The 22,421-nt window shown below is 71.2% G+C and carries 20 protein-coding genes; 5 read left to right on the forward strand and 15 right to left on the reverse strand.

Features of this window, described 5'->3' with window-relative positions; all coding sequences use genetic code 11:
• Window positions 1–5 precede the first annotated feature (5 nt).
• The 11 genes from NNW99_RS01080 to NNW99_RS39040 all read right to left on the reverse strand — a co-directional run bounded on the left by NNW99_RS01080 (window position 6) and on the right by NNW99_RS39040 (window position 11,303).
• Window positions 6–1,415, reverse strand: a complete 1,410-nt coding sequence (locus NNW99_RS01080; RefSeq protein ID WP_215116683.1) for an LLM class flavin-dependent oxidoreductase — start codon at window positions 1,413–1,415, stop codon at window positions 6–8.
• Window positions 1,412–2,296: a carbohydrate ABC transporter permease gene (locus tag NNW99_RS01085; RefSeq protein WP_215116684.1), complete on the reverse strand. Its 885-nt coding sequence runs from the start codon at window positions 2,294–2,296 to the stop codon at window positions 1,412–1,414. Before NNW99_RS01085 ends, NNW99_RS01080 begins: the two co-directional genes overlap by 4 nt.
• Window positions 2,293–3,171 (reverse strand): carbohydrate ABC transporter permease, encoded by an 879-nt coding sequence (locus tag NNW99_RS01090; protein WP_215116685.1) that lies wholly within the window; start codon window positions 3,169–3,171, stop codon window positions 2,293–2,295. Before NNW99_RS01090 ends, NNW99_RS01085 begins: the two co-directional genes overlap by 4 nt.
• Entirely contained in the window at window positions 3,168–4,535 is a 1,368-nt protein-coding gene (locus tag NNW99_RS01095; protein ID WP_215116686.1) for a sugar ABC transporter substrate-binding protein, read from the reverse strand. The genes NNW99_RS01090 and NNW99_RS01095 overlap by 4 nt, the downstream gene beginning before the upstream one ends.
• A 23-nt stretch (window positions 4,536–4,558) precedes the next feature.
• Complete coding sequence (locus tag NNW99_RS01100; RefSeq protein WP_215116687.1) at window positions 4,559–5,734, reverse strand: acyl-CoA dehydrogenase family protein; 1,176 nt, start codon at window positions 5,732–5,734, stop codon at window positions 4,559–4,561.
• Window positions 5,735–5,741: 7 nt separating this feature from the next.
• Window positions 5,742–6,926: an SfnB family sulfur acquisition oxidoreductase gene (locus NNW99_RS01105; RefSeq protein ID WP_215116688.1), complete on the reverse strand. Its 1,185-nt coding sequence runs from the start codon at window positions 6,924–6,926 to the stop codon at window positions 5,742–5,744.
• Complete coding sequence (locus NNW99_RS01110) at window positions 6,923–8,080, reverse strand: LLM class flavin-dependent oxidoreductase (protein WP_215116689.1); 1,158 nt, start codon at window positions 8,078–8,080, stop codon at window positions 6,923–6,925. The genes NNW99_RS01105 and NNW99_RS01110 overlap by 4 nt, the downstream gene beginning before the upstream one ends.
• A 32-nt stretch (window positions 8,081–8,112) precedes the next feature.
• Window positions 8,113–9,300 carry an SfnB family sulfur acquisition oxidoreductase gene (locus tag NNW99_RS01115; protein ID WP_215116690.1) on the reverse strand — a complete coding sequence of 396 codons (1,188 nt, stop codon included), beginning with the start codon at window positions 9,298–9,300 and terminating at the stop codon, window positions 8,113–8,115.
• On the reverse strand, window positions 9,297–9,854 hold the full coding sequence (gene ssuE / locus NNW99_RS01120) for an NADPH-dependent FMN reductase (protein ID WP_215116691.1): 558 nt from the start codon (window positions 9,852–9,854) through the stop codon (window positions 9,297–9,299). Before ssuE ends, NNW99_RS01115 begins: the two co-directional genes overlap by 4 nt.
• Before the next feature lie 41 nt (window positions 9,855–9,895).
• Entirely contained in the window at window positions 9,896–11,023 is a 1,128-nt protein-coding gene (gene sfnG / locus NNW99_RS01125; RefSeq protein ID WP_215116692.1) for a dimethylsulfone monooxygenase SfnG, read from the reverse strand.
• 199 nt (window positions 11,024–11,222) lie between these two features.
• On the reverse strand, window positions 11,223–11,303 hold the full coding sequence (locus NNW99_RS39040) for a putative leader peptide (RefSeq protein WP_370869189.1): 81 nt from the start codon (window positions 11,301–11,303) through the stop codon (window positions 11,223–11,225).
• Window positions 11,304–11,439: 136 nt separating this feature from the next.
• Between NNW99_RS39040 and NNW99_RS01130 the strand changes: the two genes are divergently transcribed.
• The 5 genes from NNW99_RS01130 to NNW99_RS01150 all read left to right on the forward strand — a co-directional run bounded on the left by NNW99_RS01130 (window position 11,440) and on the right by NNW99_RS01150 (window position 18,188).
• A complete protein-coding gene (locus NNW99_RS01130) occupies window positions 11,440–12,345 on the forward strand; it encodes a LysR family transcriptional regulator (RefSeq protein ID WP_215116693.1) in 906 nt (301 codons plus the stop codon).
• Between the two features lie 118 nt (window positions 12,346–12,463).
• Window positions 12,464–14,464: a glycosyltransferase family 2 protein gene (locus NNW99_RS01135; RefSeq protein ID WP_215116694.1), complete on the forward strand. Its 2,001-nt coding sequence runs from the start codon at window positions 12,464–12,466 to the stop codon at window positions 14,462–14,464.
• 184 nt (window positions 14,465–14,648) lie between these two features.
• Window positions 14,649–16,709 carry a discoidin domain-containing protein gene (locus tag NNW99_RS01140; protein WP_215116695.1) on the forward strand — a complete coding sequence of 687 codons (2,061 nt, stop codon included), beginning with the start codon at window positions 14,649–14,651 and terminating at the stop codon, window positions 16,707–16,709.
• Window positions 16,710–16,728: 19 nt separating this feature from the next.
• The gene (locus NNW99_RS01145) at window positions 16,729–17,325 is read left to right on the forward strand and encodes a TetR/AcrR family transcriptional regulator (protein WP_215116696.1); all 597 of its coding nucleotides are present in this window, start codon (window positions 16,729–16,731) and stop codon (window positions 17,323–17,325) included.
• A gap of 65 nt (window positions 17,326–17,390) precedes the next feature.
• Window positions 17,391–18,188 (forward strand): nitrilase-related carbon-nitrogen hydrolase, encoded by a 798-nt coding sequence (locus NNW99_RS01150; RefSeq protein WP_215116697.1) that lies wholly within the window; start codon window positions 17,391–17,393, stop codon window positions 18,186–18,188.
• 236 nt (window positions 18,189–18,424) lie between these two features.
• Here the strand turns inward: NNW99_RS01150 and gdhA are convergent, their stop codons facing one another.
• The 4 genes from gdhA to NNW99_RS01170 are packed head-to-tail and all read right to left on the reverse strand — an operon-like array spanning window position 18,425 to window position 22,416.
• On the reverse strand, window positions 18,425–19,771 hold the full coding sequence (gdhA, locus tag NNW99_RS01155) for an NADP-specific glutamate dehydrogenase (RefSeq protein WP_215116698.1): 1,347 nt from the start codon (window positions 19,769–19,771) through the stop codon (window positions 18,425–18,427).
• A gap of 31 nt (window positions 19,772–19,802) precedes the next feature.
• Entirely contained in the window at window positions 19,803–20,390 is a 588-nt protein-coding gene (locus NNW99_RS01160; RefSeq protein ID WP_215116699.1) for a TetR/AcrR family transcriptional regulator, read from the reverse strand.
• 32 nt (window positions 20,391–20,422) lie between these two features.
• A complete protein-coding gene (locus NNW99_RS01165) occupies window positions 20,423–21,595 on the reverse strand; it encodes a pyridoxal phosphate-dependent aminotransferase (RefSeq protein ID WP_215116700.1) in 1,173 nt (390 codons plus the stop codon).
• Window positions 21,596–21,618: 23 nt separating this feature from the next.
• Window positions 21,619–22,416: an SDR family oxidoreductase gene (locus NNW99_RS01170; RefSeq protein WP_215116701.1), complete on the reverse strand. Its 798-nt coding sequence runs from the start codon at window positions 22,414–22,416 to the stop codon at window positions 21,619–21,621.
• Window positions 22,417–22,421 lie beyond the last annotated feature (5 nt).

Below are 22,421 nucleotides of genomic sequence, written 5' to 3' on the forward strand. Positions count from 1 at the left end.
TCCCGTCAGTCCCGGCGGTCCTCGGCCGACTTCCGCTCCTGGGCGGCCAGTTCGCGGTACTCGGCGGCCGGGTGGTCGGCCCTGACACGAGGTCCGCCGCCCGGGCCGTGCAGGCGTTCGCGCAGGGTTGCGGCGGTGGGTTCCTCCGGGAGCCGGCCTCGGGAACGCAGCTCCGGGACGACCAGGTCGACGAAGTCGGCGAAGGTGCCGGGCGTCACGGCGTAGGCGAGGTTGAAGCCGTCGATGTCCGCCTCCTCCACCCAGCGTTCGAGCTCGTCGGCGACCGCGGCCGGGGATCCCACGACCACGGGCCCGATGCCGCCGATGCCCAGGTAGCGGGCCACCTGGTCGGGGGTCCACCGGCGGCTCGGATCGGCGGTGGAGAAGATCGCGAGCGCGGAGCGCACGGCTTCGGTGTCGACGTACTCCAGGGGCTCGTCCGGGGCGAGTTCGGACAGGTCGAGGCCGCTCCAGCCGCCGTAGAGGGCGAGGGCGCCCTCATAGGAGGCGTAGGAGATCAGGTCGTCGTACTTGGCCCGGGCCTCCTCGTCGGTGGGGGCGGTGATCGCGGTGAGCAGGATGAAGATCTTGACGCCGTACGGGTCGCGGCCCTCGGCGGCGGCCTTGGCCCGGATGTCGTCGACGACACGGCGGGTCGCCTCCGGTGTGACGGCGTTGATGAAGACGCCCTCACCGTGCCGGGCGGCGAAGGCCCGGCCGCGCGGGGAGGCGCCGGCCTGGAAGACCACCGGGGTGCGCTGCGGTGACGGCTCGGACAGGAACACGCCGGGCACGGTGAAGTGGCGGCCCTTGTGGGCGATGTCCCGGATGCGGTCGGGGTCGGTGAAGACGCCCCGCTCACGGTCGCGGACCACCGCGTCGTCGTCCCAGGAGTATTCCCACAGCTTGTAGCAGACCTCGAGGAACTCCTCGGCGACCTCGTAGCGGTCGTCGTGCCCGACCTGTTCACCGAGCCCCAGGTTGCGGGCCGCGCTCTCCAGGTAGGAGGTGACGACGTTCCAGGCGATCCGGCCCTTGGTCAGATGGTCGAGGGTGCTGAGGGTGCGGGCGAGCTTGTACGGCTGCTCGTAGGTGAGGGAGACGGTCACGCCGAAGCCGAGGCGCTCGGTCACCGCGGCCATGGCGGAGACGGCGGGCAGCGGGTCGGACAGCGGGATCTGCGCGCCCTGGCGGACGGCGGCGTCACGCGAGCCCTGGTAGACGTCGTACGCGCCGAGCACGTCGGCGATGAAGAGGGAGTCGAAGCCGCCGCGTTCCAGCAGCCGCGCCAGGTCGGTCCAGTAGGCGAGGTCGGTGTAGCGGTGCGCCTGGTCGTCGGGGTGCCGCCACAGGCCGGGCGACTGGTGGCCGACGCAGGCCATGTCGAAGGCGTTCAGATGGATGCGGCGGGTCATTTCAGGGCTCCGGAGGACAGGCCGGCGACGAGCCGGCGCTGGGCGGCCACGGCCAGGACGTAGACGGGCGCGATGCCGATGAGGGAGACGACGGCCTGCTGGCCGAACTCCACGTTCTTGTCGCCTTGGAAGAGGGAGAGCAGCACCGGCAGGGTCTGCGCACTGCTGTCCTGGGCGAAGCTGAGGGCGAAGAGGAACTCGTTGTAGCTGAGGAAGAAGCAGATCAGCGCGGCGGCCGCGACACCCGGCGCGATGAGCGGCAGGACGACCCGCCTGAGGCTCGCCCAGGGTCCGAGTCCGTCGAGCCAGGCGGCCTCCTCGATCTCCTTGGGCACCTTCCGTACGAAGCCGTCCAGCAGCCAGATCGCCACCGGCACGTTCGCCAGACCGTCCACGAGGGCGAGCCCGGTGACGGTGTTGTTCAGCTCCAGGTTCCGCAGCAGATAGAAGAGCGGCAGGACGGCGACGACGGGCGGGGCGCAGTAGCTGGACAGCACCAGGGTCGCGAGCCGTCCCCCTCTGCGTCCGGCCCGAGCCGTGAAGTAGGCGCCCGGTACGGCGATCGCCAGCGTGAGGATGACGGAACCGGCCGCGACCGTCCAGGAGTTGACGATGTAGTGGCCGACCTCGACGGCCCGGAAGGTGTCGGGCCAGTTCCGCCAGAACAGGTGCGAGGGCAGCAGTCCGCCGTTGAGGACGTCGTCGCGGGAGCGGACGGAGAGGGAGACGACGTACAGCAGCGGTACGGCCATGAGCAGGGCGATGACCGTGAGCAGCGCGGTGACGCCGGTGGGACGGCGGCGCCCGGCCGGGCGGTGCAGGGGCTTCTCGGTCTCGGGTTCGGCCCCGACCTCTTCCCGTACGGCTTCGAGCGTGGTCACACCGCCACCTCCTCGTACTTCTTGCGGCGGATCGCCACCAGACTGGTGACCAGGCCGATGAGCAGGGAGAACAGCACGGTCGCGGCCGCCGCGCCGCCGACGTCGAACTCCTGCAGGGCGGTGCGCTGGATGTCGTACGTGCTCGTGGTGGTCGAGAAGCCGGGGCCGCCGGACGTCACGACGTAGACGATGTCGAAGACCTTGAAGCCGATCACCAGCTTGAGCAGCAGGACGGACAGCAGGGTCGGTTCGATGTACGGCAGGACGATCGAGCGGAGGGTGCGCGCACGGCCGGCGCCGTCGAGGGCGGCTGCCTCGCGCAGTTCGTCCGGTACTCCGAGGAGCGCGGCGTACACGAGCAGCATCACGAAGGGTGTCCACTGCCAGCTGTCGATGACGACGAGGGTGATGAACGCCCCCGTACCGCTGCCGAGCGGATTCACGCCGGGCAGTCCTGCCGCCTGCAGGACGCCGTTGAGGGCGCCGCCCACCGGGGCCAGCAGCAGCTTCCACGCCACGCCGACCATGACGGGCGGCGTGACCAGCGGAAGCAGCAGGAGCGTGCCCAGCAGGCCCGGGCGGGCGGCCCGGGCACGCAGCAGGAGCGCGAGGGCCGTGCCCAGCACCAGTTGCACGGCGGCGGCGAGCACCGCGAAGAGCACCGACCGCCACAGCGAGCCGGTGAACGACTGGCTCTCCAGCGCGGTACGGAAGTTGTCGAACCCGGTCCAGCGTTGCAGGGGCCGGGCCAGGGTGGAGTCGGTGAAGGCCAGGCCGATGACGTAGACGAGCGGGTAGGCGGCGAAGACCGCGAGGAAGGCCACGGACGGCGCGGCGAGCGCTCCGGGGACCCGGGCGGCCGTCCTGGCTGTCATCCGGAGGCTCCCTTGAGTTCCTTGGCCCAGGCGCGCTGCGTGTTCCCCAGGGCGGTCTTCGCGCTCTGCTTGCCCTGCAGGCCGAGGGCGAGCTCGTCCACGAGGGTCTGGAGCAGATCGGGGGCCTTGGGCACGGTCGGCCAGGGCAGGGGGTCGCCCGCGAGGCCGGTGCGGACGACCTCGTAGGAGTCGGGCGAGTTCTTGCGGAACGCCGAGGAGCTGAGGGTGCTGGTGCGGATCGGGTCGGCGCCCGCGTCGGGCCGGGCGAGCACGAGGAGGTTCTGCTGTGCGGCGGTCGCCCACTTGATGAAGGCGGCGGCGGCCTCCTTCTGCTTCGACGCCGTGGACACGGCCAGTCCGAAGCCCGCGTCGAGCGAGGTGCGGGGCCTGGTGTTGTCGCCGCCGACGGGGAGGGTGGTGACGGCCCACTTGTCGACGACCTTGGACTGCTTGGGGTCCTGGGCGCGCTTGGCGAAGTCGGTCCAGAAGTCGAGCATGGCGCCCTTGCCGTCGAGGAAGGCGGGCAGCGCCTGGTCGAAGCCGATCTGCAGCGGGGTGGGCAGCGCGCTGGGCGCGGCGTCGAACAGCACCTGCGCGGCCTCGATCGCCTCCGGGGTGTCGAGGGTGGGCGCGCCCGAGGCGTCGAGGAAGGAACCGCCGTATCCGGCGAGGCGGTTGGCGAAGGCGCAGCCGAGGATCACGGGGACCTGCTGGGCCTCGATGATGGTGCCGTAGTACTTGCCCCTGGCGTCCTTGGTGATCTTCGCGGCTATGTCGTTGTACTCGTCCCAGGTGCGGGGCGCCTCGACCTTGTGCCGCTCGAAGATCTCGGTGTTGTAGAAGAGGATGTGGGTGTCGCCGTCGTAGGGCAGGCCCCAGCGCTTGCCGTCGTAGCGGGTGTACGTGTCGTACAGGGACGGCAGGAAGTCGCTCTCCTCGATGTCCTTGTGCGCCTTGATGTAGGCGGTGAGGTCCTCGATGACACCGCCCTCGGCGAGGGTGCCGACGGCCGCGTACCAGTACATGAAGACGTCGAACTGGCCCGCCCCGGACTGCACGTCGAGCACGGCCTTCGCCGTGAGCTTGTCGTACGGCACGGGGGTCACCGACAGCTTGGCGCCGGTGGCCTCCTCGAAGGGCTTGCTCAGGTACTTGAACGACAGGGCGTTCGGCTGGTTGGCCAGGATCTTGAGGGTGACCCCGTCGAGGTCGGGCTTGGCGGTCGGGTCGAGCGCGACGGATTCGGAGGAGCCGCAGGCGGTCAGGAGCGGTCCGGCGGCGGCGAGGGCGGCGGCACCGCCGGCGGCGCGCAGCAGGTGTCTGCGGGAGAGCGGGGAACGCGACAGGCGCGGGGTCGGGGTCATTTGGTGGTTCTCCTGGCTTCTTCTTACGTGTAGAGGGTGAAAGGCGCGTGGGTGCCGTTCAGGAAGTGGTCGCCGACCTCGCGGAGCTTGTAGGCGACGGGGTCGTGCAGGGTGTGGGTGCGGACGTTGCGCCAGAACCGGTCGAAGCCGTGCGCGGAGGCCGTCGCCCTCGCGCCGGTGACTTCGAGGATCCGGGCGGTGATGTCGAGGGCTGCCTTGGTCGAGGCGACCTTGGCGGCGGCGACGGTGACGGCGATCTCGCCGCGCTCCTCGGCAGTGAGGTCCTGGCCCCGGTCGATGCCGCGCTGGACGGCTTCGGCGGCGTGGTCGGCGAGGAGCCGCACCGAGCGTGCGGACACGGCGAGTTCGCCGTAGGTGGCCAGCGTGTAGGGGTCCTGGGTGGCGGAGTCGACGCCCGACAGCAGCCACGGGCGGGTGGTGTCGCGGGTGTACTCGGCGGCCGCGGCGAGCGCGCCCTCGGCGATGCCCAGGTAGAAGTGGACGAAGACCAGCTGGATCGCGGGGGTGACGAGGGTGGCGAACGGGGTGAGGGTGCCCGCCTCCTCGGAGAGGGACCCGATGATGTCGTCCGCCGCCACCGGCACGGCGTGGAATTCCACGCTGCCGCTGGCCGAGAGCCGCTGCCCGAAGTTGTCCCAGTCGTCGTGGCGTACGACGCCGGGGTGGGCCGGATCGAGGAAGACGACGACCGGTTCGCCGGTGTCCGTGCGGGTGGCACCGGCGACGAGGCGGTCGGCGACACGGGCGCCGGTGGCGAAGCTCTTGCGCCCGTCGAGCCGGAAGCCGTCGCCCTCGGGGGTCAGGGTGACGTCCGGGTCCCGGGGGTTGAACGCCCCGCCCCACAGCCACTGTCCCTCGGCCGCGGCGCGCTCCAGTCGCTCGACGATGGCGGGCTCGCCGAAGAAGCGCGGGTTCCAGGACAGCAGGTAGTGGTAGCCGAGGAGTTGGCCGATCGAGCCGTCCCCGGCGGCGATCTCGCGGATGACGGCGTAGGCGGTGCGCCAGTCCGCTCCCCCGCCGCCGTACTCTGCGGGAACCAGCAGCGTGAGCAGCCCGGCCGCGCGCAGCCGTTCCACCTCCTCGAAGGGCGGCTTGTTGGCCTTGTCGCGCTGGGCGGCGTCCTGGGCGAGGTCGGCGGCCACGGCACGGGCGGTGGCGATCCAGTCGGTCGTGGTCATGGGGTCCTCAGACGATTCCGTTGGCGGGCGGGGCGACCCCGTTCAGGGCGTGGTTGCCGAGGTGCTGGATCTTCCAGCGGCGCGGGTCGTGCAGGGTGTGGGTGCGGGCGTTGCGCCAGTGCCGGTCCAGGCCCCGGCCGCCGGTCACGGACCGGGTGCAGATCAGGGCGAAGACGTCGTTCGCCACGGTCAGCGCGGCGGTGTCGGCCTGGGCGCGGGCGGCGGCCACGGCGACGGAGGCCTCGGCCGCGAGGCCCGCGTCGTCCGACGCGGAACGGGCCGCGTCGATGCTGTCCCCGGCCCGGTCGAGAAGGGCCTCGGCGGCGCGTACGAGCAGGGCCAGCTCGCCGAACCTGTGGATCACCAGCGGTTCCTCGTTCGCCCGGTCGGCGCCCGACTCGCCCCACGGCCGGGCGATGTCCCGGATCAGCTCACCGCCCTCCTCCAGGGCCCCGCGGGCGATGCCGGTGTCGACGGCCGCGTGGATGAACTGGCCGAAGGCGCCGAAGACCTCGGGCCGTTCGAAGGTGAGGTGGTGGGGCACCACCCGGTCGGCGGGCACATGTACGTCCTCGAACCGCACGGTCCCGCTCGCGGTGCCGCGCTGCCCGATGCCGTCCCAGTCGTCGACGACCGTGACCCCGGGGGCGTCGTACGGGACGAAGGCCGCGGTGAGGCTGTCGTCCGGGCCGAGGGCGAAGACCGGGATCCAGTGGGCGAACAGGGCTCCCGTGGAGTAGTTCTTGGTGCCGGTCAACGTGTAGGAGCCGTCGGGGCGGGGCTCCAGGCGGGTGGCGAACTCCAGGGCGTGCCGGGTGCCCTTCTCGGCGAGGGCGTTGCCGAACCTGCGTCCTGCCAGCAACTCGGCGTAGAACAGGTCGCGTTGTGCGGCCGTGCCGTTCTCCTTCAGTACCTCGACGAAGAAGAAGTGGTTCTGCGGGATCTGGCCGATGCTCGGATCGGCGGCCGAGAGCAGCCGGACGACCTCTCCGAGGGTGCGGGCGCCGACGCCGGCGCCGCCGTGGGAGCGGGGCACGGTGATGCCCAGCAACCCGGAGGCGGACAGCCGGTCCAGTTCGGCGCGCGGCAGGATGCGCTCGGCGTCGCGCAGGGCCGCCTCGCGGGCGAACTCGGCGGCGAGTTCGCCCGCGACGGCGACCGCTTCGGCGTCGTCGGCGATCACTTGCGTCATCGTGGGTTTCCCGCGCCCGCGAAGGGGACCTGGGCGGCGGCCGCGACCCGAGGGAAGGGGTGCTTCCACAGGCCCTGTGCCTCCAGCCTCGGCAGGACGCCCTCGCCGAACCAGTAGGCCTCCTCCAGGTGGGGGTAGCCGGAGAGGACGAACTCCTCGATGCCGAGGGCCGCGTACTCCTTGATGCGCTCGGCGACCTCGTCGTGGCTGCCGACCAGGGCCGTGCCCGCCCCGCCGCGCACCAGACCGATGCCGGCCCACAGGTTGGGGTGGATCTCCAGGGCGTCCCGGCTGCCGCCTTCGTGCAGGGCGAGCATGCGCTGCTGCCCCGTGGACTCGCTGCGGGCGAGCCCGGCCTGCACGGACGCCACGGTCTCCGGGTCGAAGCCGTCGAGCAGCCGGTTGGCCTCCGCCCACGCCTGCTCGGAGGTGTCGCGGGTGATGACGTGCAGCCGGATGCCGAAGCGGACGGTGCGGCCCTGCTCGGCCGCCAGCTTCCTGATCCAGGCGATCTTCTCGGCGACCTGCGCGGGCGGTTCGCCCCAGGTGAGGTACACGTCCACGTGACGTGCGGCGATCTCTCCAGCGATCGGCGAGGAGCCGCCGAAGTAGACCTCGGGGACCGGGTCGGGCACCCGGGCCAGCGTCGCGTCCGCCACCTGGAGATGCTCGCCGTGCAGATCGACGGTCTTGCCCTCCCACAGCTCCCGCACGATCTGCAGGAACTCGCCGGTACGGCGGTAGCGCGCGTCCTTGTCGAGGAAGTCGCCGTAGGCGCGCTGCTCGTGGCTCTCGCCGCCGGTGACGACGTTGAGCAGCAGCCGTCCACCGCTCTGCCGCTGGAAGGTGGAGGCCATCTGCGCGGCGAGCGTGGGCGAGACGAAGCCGGGCCGGAAGGCGACCAGGAACTTCAGCCGCTCGGTGTTCTGACTGACCATCGCCGTCGTCAGCCACGCGTCCTCGCACCAGGCGCCGGTGGGGGTGAGGGCGCCGACGAAGCCGAGGTCCTCTGCGGCGCGGGCGATCTGGCTCAGGTAGGCGACCGTCGGCGGCCGGTCCCGGCCGGAGGCGGTGGCCGGGGTGCCGTGGCCGCCGCCGACGACATGGCGGCTGTCGCCGTTGGTGGGGAGGAACCAGTGGAAGGTGAGGGACACGAGGGGTCTCCGATCGTGAGGTGGGGGGCGGGTCAGAGCAGGCCGTGCCGGGGCGGCCGGGTGCCGCTCAGCACATAGCGGCCGATGTGCTGGACCTTCCAGCGGGCCGGGTCGTGCAGGGTGTGGGTGCGGGCGTCGCGCCAGTGCCGGTGCAGGCCCAGGGAGTCGAGCGCGGCGCGGGTGCCGGCGACCTCGAAGAGGGCGCTGCCGATCTCCACGGCGGTCTCCGCGGCGGTCACCTTGGCGGTGGCCACCGCGATCGAGGCCTCGGCGGCCGAGTCGTCGGTCAGGTCGCCCCGGGCGGCGTCGACCGCCCGCGCGGCCTCCCGCAGCAGGGCCTCCGCCGCCCGGAGGCGGATCGCGAGTTCGCCGAACCGCTGGATCAGCAGCGGATCCTCCACGGCGGTCTCGAAGCCGCTCTCGAACCAGGGCCGGCTCTTCGTACGGACGAACTCCACGGCCTCCGCCAGCGCCCCGGAGGCGATCCCCGCGTCGATGGCGGCGTGCAGCAACTGAGCCACGGCTCCGTGGAGTTGCGGTCCCTGGAAGGTGAGATGGTGGGGCAGGACCCGGTCGGCGGGGACGGGCACCCGCTCCAGACGGACCGTACCGCTGGCGGTGGTGCGCTGCCCCATGCCGTCCCAGTCGTCGACGACCGTCACGCCGGGGGCGTCGCTCGGCACGTACGCCACATGCAGGGTGTCGTCCTCGGCACGGGCCAGGACGGGGATCCAGTGGGCGAACAGCGCGCCCGTGGAGTAGTGCTTGACGCCGTCCAGGACGTACGAGCCGTCCGGGCGCAGCGCCAGCCTGGTGCGGATGTCCTGGACGTGCTTGGTGCCGGCCTCGGACTGGGCGTTGCCGAACCGCTTGCCCCGCAGTACCTCACCGAAGAAGAACTCCTGCTGGGCGTGTGTGCCCTGGCGGCGCAGCACGTTGACGTAGACGAAGTGGCTCTGCGGGATCTGGGCGAGGCTGGCGTCGGCGGAGGCCAGCAGCCGGAAGATCTCGGCGAGCGTCTCGGTGCTCACGTCCGCGCCGCCGAACTCGCCCGGGACACTGACGGCCGACAGCCCCGAGGCGGAGAGCCGTTCCAGCTCGGCGTGCGGGAGCCTGCGCCGTGCGTCCCGTTCGGCGGCGTCCTTGCGGAAGTCGGCGGCCAGGTCGGCGGCGACGGCCAGGGCCTCGGCGTCGTCGGCGATCACATGGGCCGTGCTCATCCGGTGGCCGCCAGTACGGTCGTACGGCCGCCCAGCACGGTGGAGAACTGGTCCGTGACCTGGGCCAGGGCCTCGGCCGAGCCGGGCGCGACGGCCAGGGAGCCGTCGTCGCTCACGGTGATGTCCTTGTCGAGGGTGAACCAGCCCGGGACGATGTGCGCGGCGCCCATGGAGCTCAGCACGGGACGCAGGGCGTAGTCGATGGCCAGGACGTGGGCGACGGACCCGCCGGTGGCGAGCGGCAGGACCGTCTTGCCGGCCAGCGCGTACTGCGGGAGCAGGTCCAGCAGGGACTTCAGCAGCCCGGAGTAGGCGGCCTTGTAGACGGGGGTGCCGACCACGACCCCGTCGGCCTGCTCGACCAGGGCGGTCGCCCGGACGATCTCGGGGTGGCGGAAGTCCGCCCCGAGGAGCGCCTCGGCGGGGATGTTCCGGACGTCCAGCGGGATGACCTCGTGGCCCTGGGCGGTGAGCCGGGCGTCGAGGTGGCGCAGCAGTCGCTGGGTGCGGGAGGTGGCGGAGGGGCTGCCGGACACGGACAGGATGGTGGCCATGGGGGTGTTCCCTTCGTGGCTGTTGCTCGGGCGGGCGGTGATCAGGCGTGGGCCGCTGCGGGCTCGAAGTCGGCCTCCTGGGCCTCCAGTTCGCGTACGAGGGGCAGCACCCGCTTGCCGAAGTACTCGACCTCCTCGTGGTAGTGCAGGAAGCCGAGGAGGAAGAGGTCGACGCCGAGCCGCTTGTAGGCGACGATCCGTTCGGCGATCTGCTCGGGGGTGCCGATGAGGCCCGTGCGGAAGCCGTCGTTGTACTGGACGAGGTCCTCGAAGCCGGAGTCCTGCCACATGCCCTTGCCATCGGCGGTGGACTGCCCGGCCTGCCGGACGGCGTCGCGGAAGCCGTGCACGGCCTCGGTGTCGGCATGGGCGACGATCTCGCGGAGCTGCTCGCGGGCCTCGGCCTCGGTGTCGCGGGCGATGAGGAAGCCGTTGAGTCCGAACTTCGGGGGCGTGCGGCCGGCCTCGGCGGCGGAGGCGCGTACGTCGGCGATCTGCTCGGTGACGCCGTCGAAGTCCTTGCCGTTGCTGAAGTACCAGTCGGAGACCCGGCCGGCCATGGCGCGGGCGGCGGTGGAGTTGCCGCCCTGAAAGATCTCGGGGTGCGGGCGCTCGGGGGTGTTCAGCGGCTTGGGCTTGAGGGAGAAGTCGCGCACCCGGTAGAAGTCGCCGGCGAGTTCGGCGTGGTCCTCGGTCCAGATGGTGCGCAGGGCGGTGATGAACTCCTCCGCGCGCCGGTAGCGCTCGTCGTGCTCCAGCCACGGTTCGCCCAGCGCGGTGAACTCGCCCTTGAACCAGCCGCTGACGACGTTGACGGCGAAGCGGCCGTTGGAGAGGTGGTCGGCGGTGGCGCCGAGCTTGGCGAGGACGCCCGGGTGCCACAGGCCGGGGTGGACGGCGGCGATGACCTTCAGCCGCTCGGTGGCGAGCAGCAGGGCGAGGCTGAAGCTGGTCGACTCGTGCTGGTTCTCGGCACCGTAGCTGGCCATGTAACGGACCTGGCTGAGCGCGTAGTCGAAGCCGTTGTTCTCGGCGAGGACGGCCAGTTCGCGGTTGTAGTCGTAGCCCCAGTCGGTGCGCTGCTCGACGGTGCTGGTGACGAGGCCGCCGCTGACGTTCGGCACCCAGTAGGCGAAACGGACGGGGTCGGATGCGGGCGGTACGGGCATGGGGGACTCCTGGGAGAGCGGAAAGGCACGCGAAACACACAGGCGTCGGCACGAAATCGTGCTCGCGAGGGGAATTCAGACGCGCTGGAGCAGCGGTCCCGGGAAAGCCGTCAGGGCGACGGAGAACGTCCGGGACCGGAATTCAGGAAGGGAGAGGGCGCAGAAAGCGGGTGGGAGGGTTTCCCTCGGTGCGCTGCGCTCAGACGCGGCTGCGACAGCAGGAGCTGGAGACACGCGCGAGATCGACGTGGCGTCGCTGCGTGAGGTCCAGTCGCTTCATGTCAACGATCCAACCAAGCGTGGGTCCGGCCGGTCAAGCAGACCGGGTGGTGATTCCACATGGTGAGAGTCGGTATTCACGAGGTTGTGACAGGGATTCCCTTGAACCGGGCCCGCGGCGGACGCAGTCTCCTGTCGTGCGTATAGAACAGCTGGAATACATCGCCGCCGTCACCCGGTTCGGTTCGCTGCGGCGTGCCGCCGAGGAACTCCACCTGTCCCAGCCCGCGTTGAGCGAGACCGTGCGCAATCTGGAGCGGGAACTCGGGGTGGACCTGCTGGAGCGCAAGCGGTCGGGGGCGAAGGTCAGTGACGAGGGCCGGGAGCTGCTGCCGCACATCATGACGGTGCTGGACGCGGTGGACCGGCTGCGGGGCGCGGCCGGCGACCAGCACCGCATCAGCCGCATGGTGCGGCTCGGCACGGTCAACACGGCCACCGTGCCGCTGCTCATCCCGACCGTGCGGGAGTTCCGCTCGGCGCACCCGGCCACCCAGGTCGAGGTGGTCGGCGCGCAGCAGGCCGACATCCACCGCGGGCTGCTGGAGGGCGCCTACGACCTGGGGCTGGTGAACTACCTCCACGGCGACGACATACCGCCCGGCTTCGAGACGACCGAGCTGCTGCGCGGGCGCCCGGTGGTGTGCGTACGCCCGGACAGTCCCCTGGCGGCAATGGACGCCGTGGACGTGGACAGTCTCCTCGCCGAGCCGCTCATCGTGATGCGGTCCGGCTACGTCATGCACCGCTACGTCCACCGGCTGCTGCGCGGCCGGACGCCGTCCTTCTCGTACTCCACCGACGGCGCCGAGATGGGCAAGCTGATGGTCGCCGAGGGGCTGGGGGCGACGGTGCTGCCCGACTTCAGTGTCATCGGCGACCCCTTGGAGCGGCGGGGCACCCTCACCGTACGGCCGCTGGCCGGGGACGAGACCGATGTGCTGCTGGTGCTGCAGCGCCGCCATGCCGTCTCGGTCCCCCGGGCCGTGCGTGATCTGCACACGCTGTTCGTACGCAACGCGGACGCGCACCGGGCGTCGTGAAGCGGGGGCCTCCCGGGGCCGAACGGGTGGTTCGCACACTCCGTCGGCGCAAGGGGGCGCCTCTCGCGGGGCGGCCGGGCCGGGGCCCGCCGGACGCTCCGAGGAGAGGGGAGTCGTCATGGTCCGTACGAAAACGCCCCGGGTCAGCGTGATCATCCCCGCGTACAACTCGATGCCGGAACTGACCGAGTGCGTCGCCTCCGTCATGGAGCAGACGCTCGGCCTGGACAAGATCGAGATCATCGCGGTCGACGACGGCTCGACCGACGGCACCGCGGACGAGCTGGACCGGCTCGCGGGCGGCTGCCCCGGCCTGCGCGTCGTCCACCAGCCCAACAGCGGCGGAGCCGGAGGCCCACGCAACACCGGGCTGGACATGGCCGTCGGTGACTATGTCTTCTTCCTCGACTCCGACGACTACCTGGGCCCCGACGCGCTGCGCCGCATGGTGGCGATGGCGGACGAGAACCGCACCGACGTGGTCCTCGGCAAGATGGTGTCCGTGGGCGGACGTGCCGTGCCGACGGCCGTCTTCTCGCACAACCAGCCCCGGACCGATGTCTTCTCCTCCGCCGCCTACCGCACCCTGGGCTGCTGGAAGCTGTTCCGGCGCTCGCTGATCGAGCGGCTTGACCTGAGGTTCCCGCCGTACCGCAACTGCGAGGACAAACCGTTCACCGCAGCGGCCTTCCTCAACGCCGACGGCATCTCCGTGGTCGCCGACTACGACTGCTACTACTCGCGCAACCGCCAGAACGGCAACAACCTCACCCTCACCGCCGCCGACCTGGTCCACCGCATGGACGGCACCCGGCTGTGCTTCGAGACGGTCGCCCGCTATCTGGAACCCGGCCCGCGCCGGGACCAGATCATGCGGCGCCATGTGGAGTGGGAGCTGTGCGGGCCGCTGCGCGCGCTGCTGCCCAAGGAGAGCGAACAGCAGGCGCGGGAGCGCTTCTATCCGCAGTTCCGGGAGTGGGCGCTGAGCCATGTCACCGAGGGTGTCTTCCAGCAGCTCGCCCCGCCGGACCGGCTCATCGTGCACCTGCTGCGGGCGGACCGGTACGAGGACCTCATCACCGTCGCCCGGCACGCCAAGGAGGACGCGGCGCGCGGCAACGTCGTCGACAAGGGCCGCGTCTACTGGTGCCACCCCTTCTTCCGGGACCCCGCGAAGGCGGTCCCGGACGCCTGCTTCGACGCCACGGACCGGCTCCCGGTCCGCCATGAACTGGCCGAAGCGGCGTGGCAGGGCGACGGCGGTGTGCTCCGGCTCGCCGGCCACGCCCGTATCGAGTCGCTGGGCGCCCTGGAGCCCACCACCCGGCTGGTCCTGCGCCCGCGCGGCTTTCCGCACCCGGACGTCCGCGTGCCCGTGACCGTCCGAACCGCTTCCCACCAGCCCGACGATCAGGCCACCGGTTTCCTCGTCGAGGTGGACCTGAGCACCGTCGACTCGGGCGCACCGCTGGGCGCAGGGGTGTGGGACCTCCACCTGGATGTGCGGGCCAAGGGAGTCAGCCGGACCGTCAGGCTCCGGCAGGCCGGGACCGACGCGAACGGCCAGAGGACCGCCCCGCCGCGGCGCGAGGTCGCGGCCACCACCGCGCGTCCGTTCTTCACTCCGTACGGGAACTTCTCCCTGGACATCCGGCGCACCGAGGACGAGCCGGTCTGCCAGGTGGCAGCACTCGCCTGGGACGCGCCCGGCACGCTCGTCGTCACCGGACGCCTGACCGATGACGCCGCGGGCCGCCCCGGGCCCACGGCCCTGCGCGCCGAAGGCGATTCGGGCTCGGTGCGCGAGGTGCCCCTGCGGTACGCGCCGGACGGCGGCGGCACCGGGTTCACCGCCCGCCTGCCGGTCAGGAAGCTGCCTCCGGGACGCTGGACGCTGACCCTCCGTACGGACGAGCCGCACAGCCGGATTCCCGTGCCGCCGCTGAAGGGGCTGACCGGCACCCGTTGGTTCCGCACCGCCCGGCTGGGCCGCCCCTCGTACGCCAAGCCGCTCCCCCACGGCTCGAAGGGGGCCCTGGTGCTGCGCGTGGCGCCGGTCGGCCTGGCGGCGGGCCTTCGCCGACGGCTCGGTCGACTCGGATCCGGCTCTCGCCGGTAACACCGCTCTGATGACCCGTCAGTAGGTCATCTGTCCCGGACTCTTGACTCGTACGGCGGCAGTGGTCATCCTCGTCGCACCATGGGCGAGGTCATGACAATCGGGCTGTCGCTCTCCGGCCCACAAGGCCAAGGACAGCCCGATACGTCGACCCCGCCATCCCGCCGACCGAGGGACGTGGGCTGTGACCAGTTCCGGACGCCCGTACCGCAGACGCAAGAACATCACCGTTGTGTCGCTCCTCCTGCTCGTGCTGTCGATCGCGCTCGGCCCCACACCGAGTTCGGCGGCAGGAACCGACTGGTGGAACCCGACCGCGCGGCCCGCGCCGGACTCCGGGGTCAACGTCACGGGGGAGCCCTTCACCGGCACCAACGACCGGGGCGAGGTGCGCGGGTTCGTCGACGCGCACGACCACATCTTCTCCAACGAGGCCTTCGGCGGCCGGCTGATCTGCGGAAAGCCGTTCTCCGAGCAGGGGATCGCGGACGCGCTCAAGGACTGTCCCGAGCACTACCCGGACGGCTCGCTCGCGATCTTCGACTTCATCACCAACGGCGGTGACGGCAAGCACGACCCGAACGGCTGGCCCACCTTCAAGGACTGGCCGGCCCACGACTCCCTGACACACCAGCAGAACTACTACGCCTGGGTGGAACGGGCCTGGCGCGGTGGCCAGCGGGTGCTGGTCAACGACCTCGTCACCAACGGCGTGATCTGCTCCGTGTACTTCTTCAAGGACCGCGGTTGTGACGAGATGACGTCCATCCGGCTGCAGGCCAAGCTGACGTACGACATGCAGGCCTACATCGACAAGATCTACGGCGGGCCGGGCAAGGGCTTCTTCCGGATCGTCACCGACAGCGCACAGGCCCGTCAGGTCATCGAGCAGGGCAAGCTGGCGGTCGTCCTCGGCGTGGAGACGTCCGAGCCCTTCGGCTGCAAGCAGATCCTCGACATCGCGCAGTGCAGCAAGGCCGACATCGACAAGGGCCTGGACGAGCTGCACGCGCTGGGTGTGCGCAGCATGTTCCTGTGCCACAAGTTCGACAACGCGCTGTGCGGTGTCCGCTTCGACTCGGGCTCGCTCGGAACGGCCATCAACGTCGGGCAGTTCCTGTCGACGGGCACCTATTGGAAGACGGAGCAGTGCAAGGGGCCGCAAGCCGACAACCCCATCGGCAACGCCTCGGCGGCCGCGGCCGAGAAGAAGCTCCCGGCGGGCGAGGAGGTCCCGTCGTACAGCGCTGACGCCCAATGCAACGTCAGAGGACTCACCGGACTCGGCGAGTACGCCGTCCGCGGCATGATGCAGCGCGGGATGATGCTGGAGATCGACCACATGAGCGTCAAGGCCACCGGCCGGGTGCTCGACATCTTCGAGGCCGAGTCCTACCCCGGCGTGCTCTCCTCGCACAGCTGGATGGACCTGGACTGGACCGAGCGGGTCTACGGCCTGGGCGGCTTCATCGCGCAGTACATGCACGGCTCCGAGGGCTTCATCTCGGAGGCGAAGCGCACCGAGGCGCTGCGCGACAAGTACGGGGTGGGCTACGGCTACGGCACCGACATGAACGGCGTCGGTGGCTGGCCGGGCCCGCGCGGAGCGGACGCCCCGAACAAGGTCACCTATCCCTTCAAGAGCGTCGACGGCGGCTCCGTCATCGACCGGCAGACCACCGGTCAGCGCACCTGGGACCTGAACACCGACGGAGCGGCCCACTACGGCCTGGTGCCGGACTGGATCGAGGACATCCGCCGGGTCGGCGGCCAGGACGTGGTGGACGACCTCTTCCGCGGCGCCGAGTCCTACCTCGACACCTGGGGGGCCTCCGAGAAGCACGAGGCCGGGGCCGATCTCGCGCGCGGCGCGGCCACATCGGCCAGTTCCTCGGAGTGGAGCCTGTTCACGAGCTACAAGCCGCACCGGGCCGTCGACGGCGACCGCGGCACCCGCTGGGCGAGCGACTGGAGCGACGACCAGTGGTTCCGGGTCGACCTCGGGTCGGAGAAGCGCGTCAAGAAGGTCACCCTCGACTGGGAGGACGCGTACGCGAAGGCGTACCGGATCGAGCTCTCCACCGACGGGGCGAACTGGCGGACCGCCTGGTCCACGACGGCGGGCGACGGCGGCCTGGACACCGCGAGATTCACCGCCACACCGGCCAGGTACGTACGCGTGCAGGGGGTGGAACGCGGCACCGGCTGGGGCTACTCCCTCTACGACGTCGGTGTCCACGGCTGACACCCACGAGAGGGGTTCCATGGCACGGTTGCCGTCCGCCGAGCGGCGGCGACAGCTCACCGAAGCGGCGATCAGGGCGATGGCCCGGGACGGCGTCCCCAGGACGACGACCCGGTCCATCGCAGCCGAAGCGGGCGTCTCGCTGAGCGTCTTCCACTACTGCTTCGACTCCAAGCAGGAGCTGATCGAGTCCGTCATCACCACCATCACCGGGCACTACGTGACAGTGGTGAAGGAGGCCCTGCGGCCCAGGGCCTCCTTGGAGGAGACCGTCCGGGCGGGCTTCCAGGCGTACTGGGAGCACGTCCGGGCCCACCCCGACGAGCACATGCTCACCTATGAGCTCACGCAGTACGCGCTGCGCCAGCCCGGCTTCGAGCATCTGGCGCGGCGCCAGTACGAGCTGTACGCCGAGACGTACCTGGAGCTCATCGACCAGCTGCGGCAGACCATGGGCCTGCGGCTGCGCGTCCCCGCCCCGGTCCTGGCGCGCTATCTGGCCGCCATGACCGACGGCCTGACCCTCAACTACCTCGTGCTCGGCGACGACGACGCCTGGTCGGGCATCCTCGACACGGTCACCGCGCATATCGCCGGCCTGGTGTGCGAGCCCTGAACAGGCGGGATGCACCTCGGGCTCCTTAGGCTCGTAGGGAACGGGTTCTCCCGGAGGTGACAGTCATGCGAGCCTCGCTGATACAGCTGTCCGTGGACGCGTCGGACTCCGCCGAGGAGCGCCGTCTCAGGGCGTCCTCGCTGGTCCGGGGCCGGACCGGCGACGATCTGGTGGTCCTGCCGGAACTGTGGACGGCCGGGGCCTGGGCGTACGACGGCTGGGGGCACGACGCCGAGGGGATCGACGGTCCCACCGCCGAGGCCATGTCCGCGGCGGCGCGCGCGGCCGGGGTCTGGCTGCACGCCGGATCGATCGTCGAACGGGACGCGGACGGGACCCTCTACAACACCGCGCTCCTCTTCGACCGGGCCGGTGACCTGCGCGGCAACTACCGCAAGATCCACCGGTACGGCTTCGACACGGGTGAGGCGACCATGATGGGCGGGGGCGGCGACATCGTCACCGTGCCCACCGAATTCGGGGTGATCGGCCTCGCCATCTGCTACGACCTGCGTTTCCCCGAGCTCTTCCGGGGGCTGATCGACGAGGGGGCGGAGCTGATCATCGTGCCCGCCGCCTGGCCCGCGGCCCGGCTCGCGCACTGGCAGCTCCTGACCCGCACGAGGGCGCTGGAGGAGCAGGTCTTCCTGCTGGCCTGCTGCGCCACGGGCACCCATGGCGGTATGCGGCAGGGCGGGCACAGCGTGGCCGTCGACCCCTGGGGGACGGTCCTGGGCGAGGCCGGCACCGCGGCGGAGACGGTGACGGTGGGGGTCGACATGGGCGAGGTCGCCCGGATCCGCTCCGAACTCCCCGTCCTGCGTGATCGTGTCCTCGCCGTGGGGTCCGCCGCCGGGCGGTGACCGGGCCCTCCGCCCAGGGCCTGTCGTTCGGATCAGGTCGCAGGGAATCGGCAGCGGCTTGTCATCGCCGTGAGCGGGGTCTGGCGCGTGCAGCTGCAAGGCGGAGGAGGGCGTCGACGCGATGGGGGCACCTCCCGCGCGAGCGAAGCCGAGCGTGGGGGAATCGGCAACCGACGACAACGCGGCAGATGTGTGTGCCAGACCCCGCGTCTGCGGCGTGATCCAAACGGCAGGCCCTAGACGACGCCCTGGGCCGTCATCGCCTCGGCGACGCGGAGGAAGCCCGCGGTGTTGGCGCCGAGGACGTAGTCGTCGGCGTCGCCGCCGTAGGTCTCGGCGGTGACACGGCACTGGGCGTGCACCTGTCCCATGATGGTCGCGAGCCGGTCCTCCGTCCGCTCGAAGGTCCAGCTGTCGCGCGAGGCGTTCTGCTGCATCTCCAGCGCGGAGGTGGCGACCCCGCCCGCGTTGGCCGCCTTGCCGGGGGCGAAGAGGACCCGGGCCTCGCGGAACACCTCGATCGCCTCGGGCGTGCAGGGCATGTTCGCGCCCTCGGCCACGGCGAGCACACCGTTCTTCACCAGCGCTACGGCGTCCTGGCGGCCCAGCTCGTTCTGGGTGGCGCACGGCAGGGCGATGTCGCACGGCACGTCGTAGACCGACCCCCGGGCGGAGAACCGCGCGGTCGGCTTCGCCTCGGCATAGGCGGAGATCCGGGCCCGGCGCACCTCCTTGACCTCCTTGAGCAGGTCCAGGTCGAGGCCGTCCTCGTCGACGAGGTAGCCGGAGGAGTCGGAGCAGGCCACCACGCGCCCGCCCAGGGCGTGGACCTTCTCGGCCGCGTAGACGGCGACGTTTCCCGACCCGGAGACCACGACCCGGCGTCCGTCGAAGTCCTGGCCGCGGGTGCCGAGCATCGCCTGGGCGAAGTACACGGCGCCGTAGCCGGTGGCCTCGGTGCGGGCGTGGGAGCCGCCCCAGCCGACGGGCTTGCCGGTGAGGACGCCGGCCTCGTAGCGGTTGGTGATCCGCTTGTACTGGCCGAAGAGGTAGCCGATCTCTCGGGCGCCCACCCCGATGTCGCCGGCGGGCACGTCCGTGTGCTCGCCCAGGTGGCGGTACAGCTCCGTCATGAACGCCTGGCAGAAGCGCATGACCTCGCCGTCGGAGCGGCCCTTGGGGTCGAAGTCCGAGCCGCCCTTGCCGCCGCCGATCGCCATACCGGTCAGCGCGTTCTTGAAGATCTGCTCGAAGCCCAGGAACTTGACGATGCCCAGGTTCACGCTGGGATGGAAGCGCAGGCCGCCCTTGTACGGGCCGAGCGCGCTGTTGAACTCCACCCGGAAACCGCGGTTGACCCGTACGGTGCCCTGGTCGTCCACCCACGGGACCCGGAACATCAGCTGCCGCTCGGGCTCGCAGAGCCGCTCCACGATCCGGGCCTCGGCGTACTCCGGGTGGGCCCGGAGCACGGGGCCTATGGCGTGCAGGACTTCGTGCGCGGCCTGGTGGAACTCCGTTTCCCCGGGGTCTCGCCTGCGGAGGGTGTCGTAGACGGCGTCGATGTGGGCGCTGACGTCCATACGTGCGGTGTCTCCGTTCCGGTGCGGCCGGTCAGTCGGCCTGTTGCTGTTCCGCCGCCGCCCAGCCGGTCAGGGCGCCGCGCAGTGCGGCCACCAGACGGCCGGCGGCCTCGTCCTCGGTGCGTCCGCTCTTGATGAGGTCGAGGATGTCGCGCGGGTCGAACAGCGCGTTCCACAGATAGAGGGCTTCGTCGCCGAGGTCGTCGAGGCCCAGTTCCTCGGTGGTCTGCCGCAGCGGCTCGGCGAGCGCCTCGGCCTGGGGCGTGAGGTAGCCGGTTCCTTCGCGCAGGCGCTCGAGATAGCCGCGGTGCGAGCGCATCTGGGCCATCGCCCCGCCGTGTTCGAGGACCAGGGAGACCCAGTGCCGCGAGACCGCTTCGAGTTTGGTCATGCCGCGGGTGGTCTGCCGGGCGCTGAAGTCCCGCAGTTCGGAGCCCACTTGGGCGCGGAAGGCATGCAGCACCTCCTCGACGGATGAGAAGTGGCGGTAGGCCGTCGCGGTGGACACCTCGGCGTGCTTGGCGATCTCGGCGAGGCTGACGGGCGTGGGCGAGTTCTCGAACAGTCGCGCGGCCGCCTTGATGAGGTGCCTGCGGTTGCGCTCGGTGTCACTGCGCATGGGTCGATTCCTCGTCGTGTACGGGACGGTGCTCATCGCAGGGCCGAAAGACCGGCGGCCAGGCGGCGGACACCCTCGGTGATGGACTGCGGGCTGGCAGCGTACGACAGCCTCAGGTGCCCCTCACCCCGCGCTCCGAACTCGCTCCCGGGCCGGACGGCGACGCCGTGCTGTGTGCGCAGCGCCGCCACGACCTCCACGGACGGCAGATCGATGTCGTAGCGCGGGAATTGGTAGAAGGCGCCTTCGGGTGCGCTGAGGGTGAGGCCGGGGATCGCGGACAGTTCCCTGCGCATGAGTTCGCCGCGCTCCTGGTACGCGGCGCGCATCCGGGCCACGTCGTCGTCGCAGCTCTCGACGGCGACGAGCGCGGCGTCCTGAATGACGGTGTTGACGGAGCCGTTGAAGGTGTTGTGGACGCGTGCGGCCGCCTGGATGAGCGGCGAGGGGCCCCAGAGGTAGCCGACGCGCCAGCCGGTCATGGCGTAGCTCTTGGAGAAGGTCTGGCAGTAAACGGTCCGCTCGCGCAGGCCGTCGACGGAGAGGGCCGAGGTGAAGGGGCGGCCGGTGTAGTCGAGGTCGGAGTAGGCCTCGTCGGAGACGACGATGGTGGGGGTGCCGTCGAGCAGGGCGGCGAGCGCTTCGAGTTCCTCCCGGCCGTGCACGATGCCGGTCGGGTTGACGGGGTTGCAGAAGACGAAGAGCTTGGCGTCGATGAGGGCGTCGGCGAGCCGGTCGAGGTCCCAGTGCAGGTCCGGTGCGAGCGGGACGGGGACGACGGTGCCGCCGGCCATCGCGACCAGGTCGCCGTAGAGGGAGTAGGTGGGGTCCGGGACGACCACCTTGTCCCCGGGGTCGACGAGGGACAGGATCGACGCGGCCAGTCCGGCGGTGCCGCCCTGGGTGATCAGGACGTCGCCGGCGGAGGCCGGGGTCCCGGCGGTGGCGGTGAGCTTGGCGGCGAGGGCCTCGCGCAGGGCCGGTTCGCCGAGGAGCGGCGAGTAGTGGGTGCGGCCGGCGCGCAGTGCGGCGTGGGCCGCCTCGGTGACCCGCTCGGGGGTGTCGAAGTCGGGTTCGCCCATCGCGAGGGAGACGAGGTCGGACCGGGACTGCGGCTGCTGGGTCCGGCGGGAGGCGGCGGCGATCCGGGCGACGGCGGCGGCGGTGTCGTGCAGAGGCGGCTGGGTGGTGACGATGGGCGGCATGCGCTCCTCCTGGTGACGGGGTGTCAGGCGTGCGGTGCGGTGTCGGCGGGTGCGCCCGTCCGGCGGCTGATCTCGAGGTCGGCGGAGACGTCCCGCTGGCGGGTGGGGGCGACGACGATCTCCTGGAGGACGACGCGCTGGGGCAGCGCGACGGCCAGGCGGATGGCCTCGGCGACGTCCTCGGGCCGCACCATGCCGGCGCGCTCCTCCGGCGCCGGGGGCCGGGCGCGGTTGTCGAGGATGGGGGTGTCCGCTTCACCCGGCAGCACGGTGATCGCGCGCAGGCCCTGGTTGCGGAAGGTGTTGTGCAGGAAGGTCATGAAGTTGCGGACGCCCGCCTTGGCCGCGCCGTAGGCGGCGCCGCCGAGCAGGTTGGGGTTGACGGCGGCGAGCGAGGAGACGGTGACGATGGTCCCGGCGCCGCGGTCGAGCATGTCGGGCAGGACGGCCTGGGTGAGCTGGAAGACGGCGGTGAGGTTCACGTCGAGGACCTGGCGCCACTCGTCGTGCGGGAGCCACTGCGGGTTGAGCACCGAGGAGGAGCTGCCCGCGTTGTTGACGAGGATGTCGACCGGGCCGAGTTCGCTCCGCACCCGGTCGAGGACGCGTGTCACGTCGTCGGCGCGGGTGATGTCCGCGGCGAGGGCGAGAGCGGTCCCGCCTTCGGCGCGGATGGTGGCGGCGACCGCGTCGAGGGCTTCCTGTCTGCGGCCGATCAGGACCACCGCGGCGCCGTCCCGGGCGAGAAGGCGCGCGGTCTCGAGCCCCATTCCGCTGCCGGCTCCTGTGATGAGCGCGATCGCGCCGGACGATGTCGTCACCGTTT

It is taken from the genome of Streptomyces sp. CRCS-T-1, assembly GCF_024442335.1.
In the GTDB taxonomy this organism is placed as follows: Bacteria; Actinomycetota; Actinomycetes; order Streptomycetales; family Streptomycetaceae; genus Streptomyces; species Streptomyces koelreuteriae.

Bases quoted from the DNA above. Each gene is read 5' to 3' on its own strand.
- NNW99_RS01080 (WP_215116683.1), bottom strand. From the start codon at position 1,415: ATGACCCGCCGCATCCATCTGAACGCCTTCGACATGGCCTGCGTCGGC.
- NNW99_RS01090 (WP_215116685.1), bottom strand. From the start codon at position 3,171: ATGACAGCCAGGACGGCCGCCCGGGTCCCCGGAGCGCTCGCCGCGCCG.
- NNW99_RS01095 (WP_215116686.1), bottom strand. From the start codon at position 4,535: ATGACCCCGACCCCGCGCCTGTCGCGTTCCCCGCTCTCCCGCAGACAC.
- NNW99_RS01100 (WP_215116687.1), bottom strand. From the start codon at position 5,734: ATGACCACGACCGACTGGATCGCCACCGCCCGTGCCGTGGCCGCCGAC.
- NNW99_RS01105 (WP_215116688.1), bottom strand. From the start codon at position 6,926: ATGACGCAAGTGATCGCCGACGACGCCGAAGCGGTCGCCGTCGCGGGC.
- NNW99_RS01115 (WP_215116690.1), bottom strand. From the start codon at position 9,300: ATGAGCACGGCCCATGTGATCGCCGACGACGCCGAGGCCCTGGCCGTC.
- ssuE (WP_215116691.1), bottom strand. From the start codon at position 9,854: ATGGCCACCATCCTGTCCGTGTCCGGCAGCCCCTCCGCCACCTCCCGC.
- sfnG (WP_215116692.1), bottom strand. From the start codon at position 11,023: ATGCCCGTACCGCCCGCATCCGACCCCGTCCGTTTCGCCTACTGGGTG.
- NNW99_RS39040 (WP_370869189.1), bottom strand. From the start codon at position 11,303: ATGAAGCGACTGGACCTCACGCAGCGACGCCACGTCGATCTCGCGCGT.
- NNW99_RS01135 (WP_215116694.1), top strand. From the start codon at position 12,464: ATGGTCCGTACGAAAACGCCCCGGGTCAGCGTGATCATCCCCGCGTAC.
- NNW99_RS01145 (WP_215116696.1), top strand. From the start codon at position 16,729: ATGGCACGGTTGCCGTCCGCCGAGCGGCGGCGACAGCTCACCGAAGCG.
- NNW99_RS01150 (WP_215116697.1), top strand. From the start codon at position 17,391: ATGCGAGCCTCGCTGATACAGCTGTCCGTGGACGCGTCGGACTCCGCC.
- gdhA (WP_215116698.1), bottom strand. From the start codon at position 19,771: ATGGACGTCAGCGCCCACATCGACGCCGTCTACGACACCCTCCGCAGG.
- NNW99_RS01160 (WP_215116699.1), bottom strand. From the start codon at position 20,390: ATGCGCAGTGACACCGAGCGCAACCGCAGGCACCTCATCAAGGCGGCC.
- NNW99_RS01165 (WP_215116700.1), bottom strand. From the start codon at position 21,595: ATGCCGCCCATCGTCACCACCCAGCCGCCTCTGCACGACACCGCCGCC.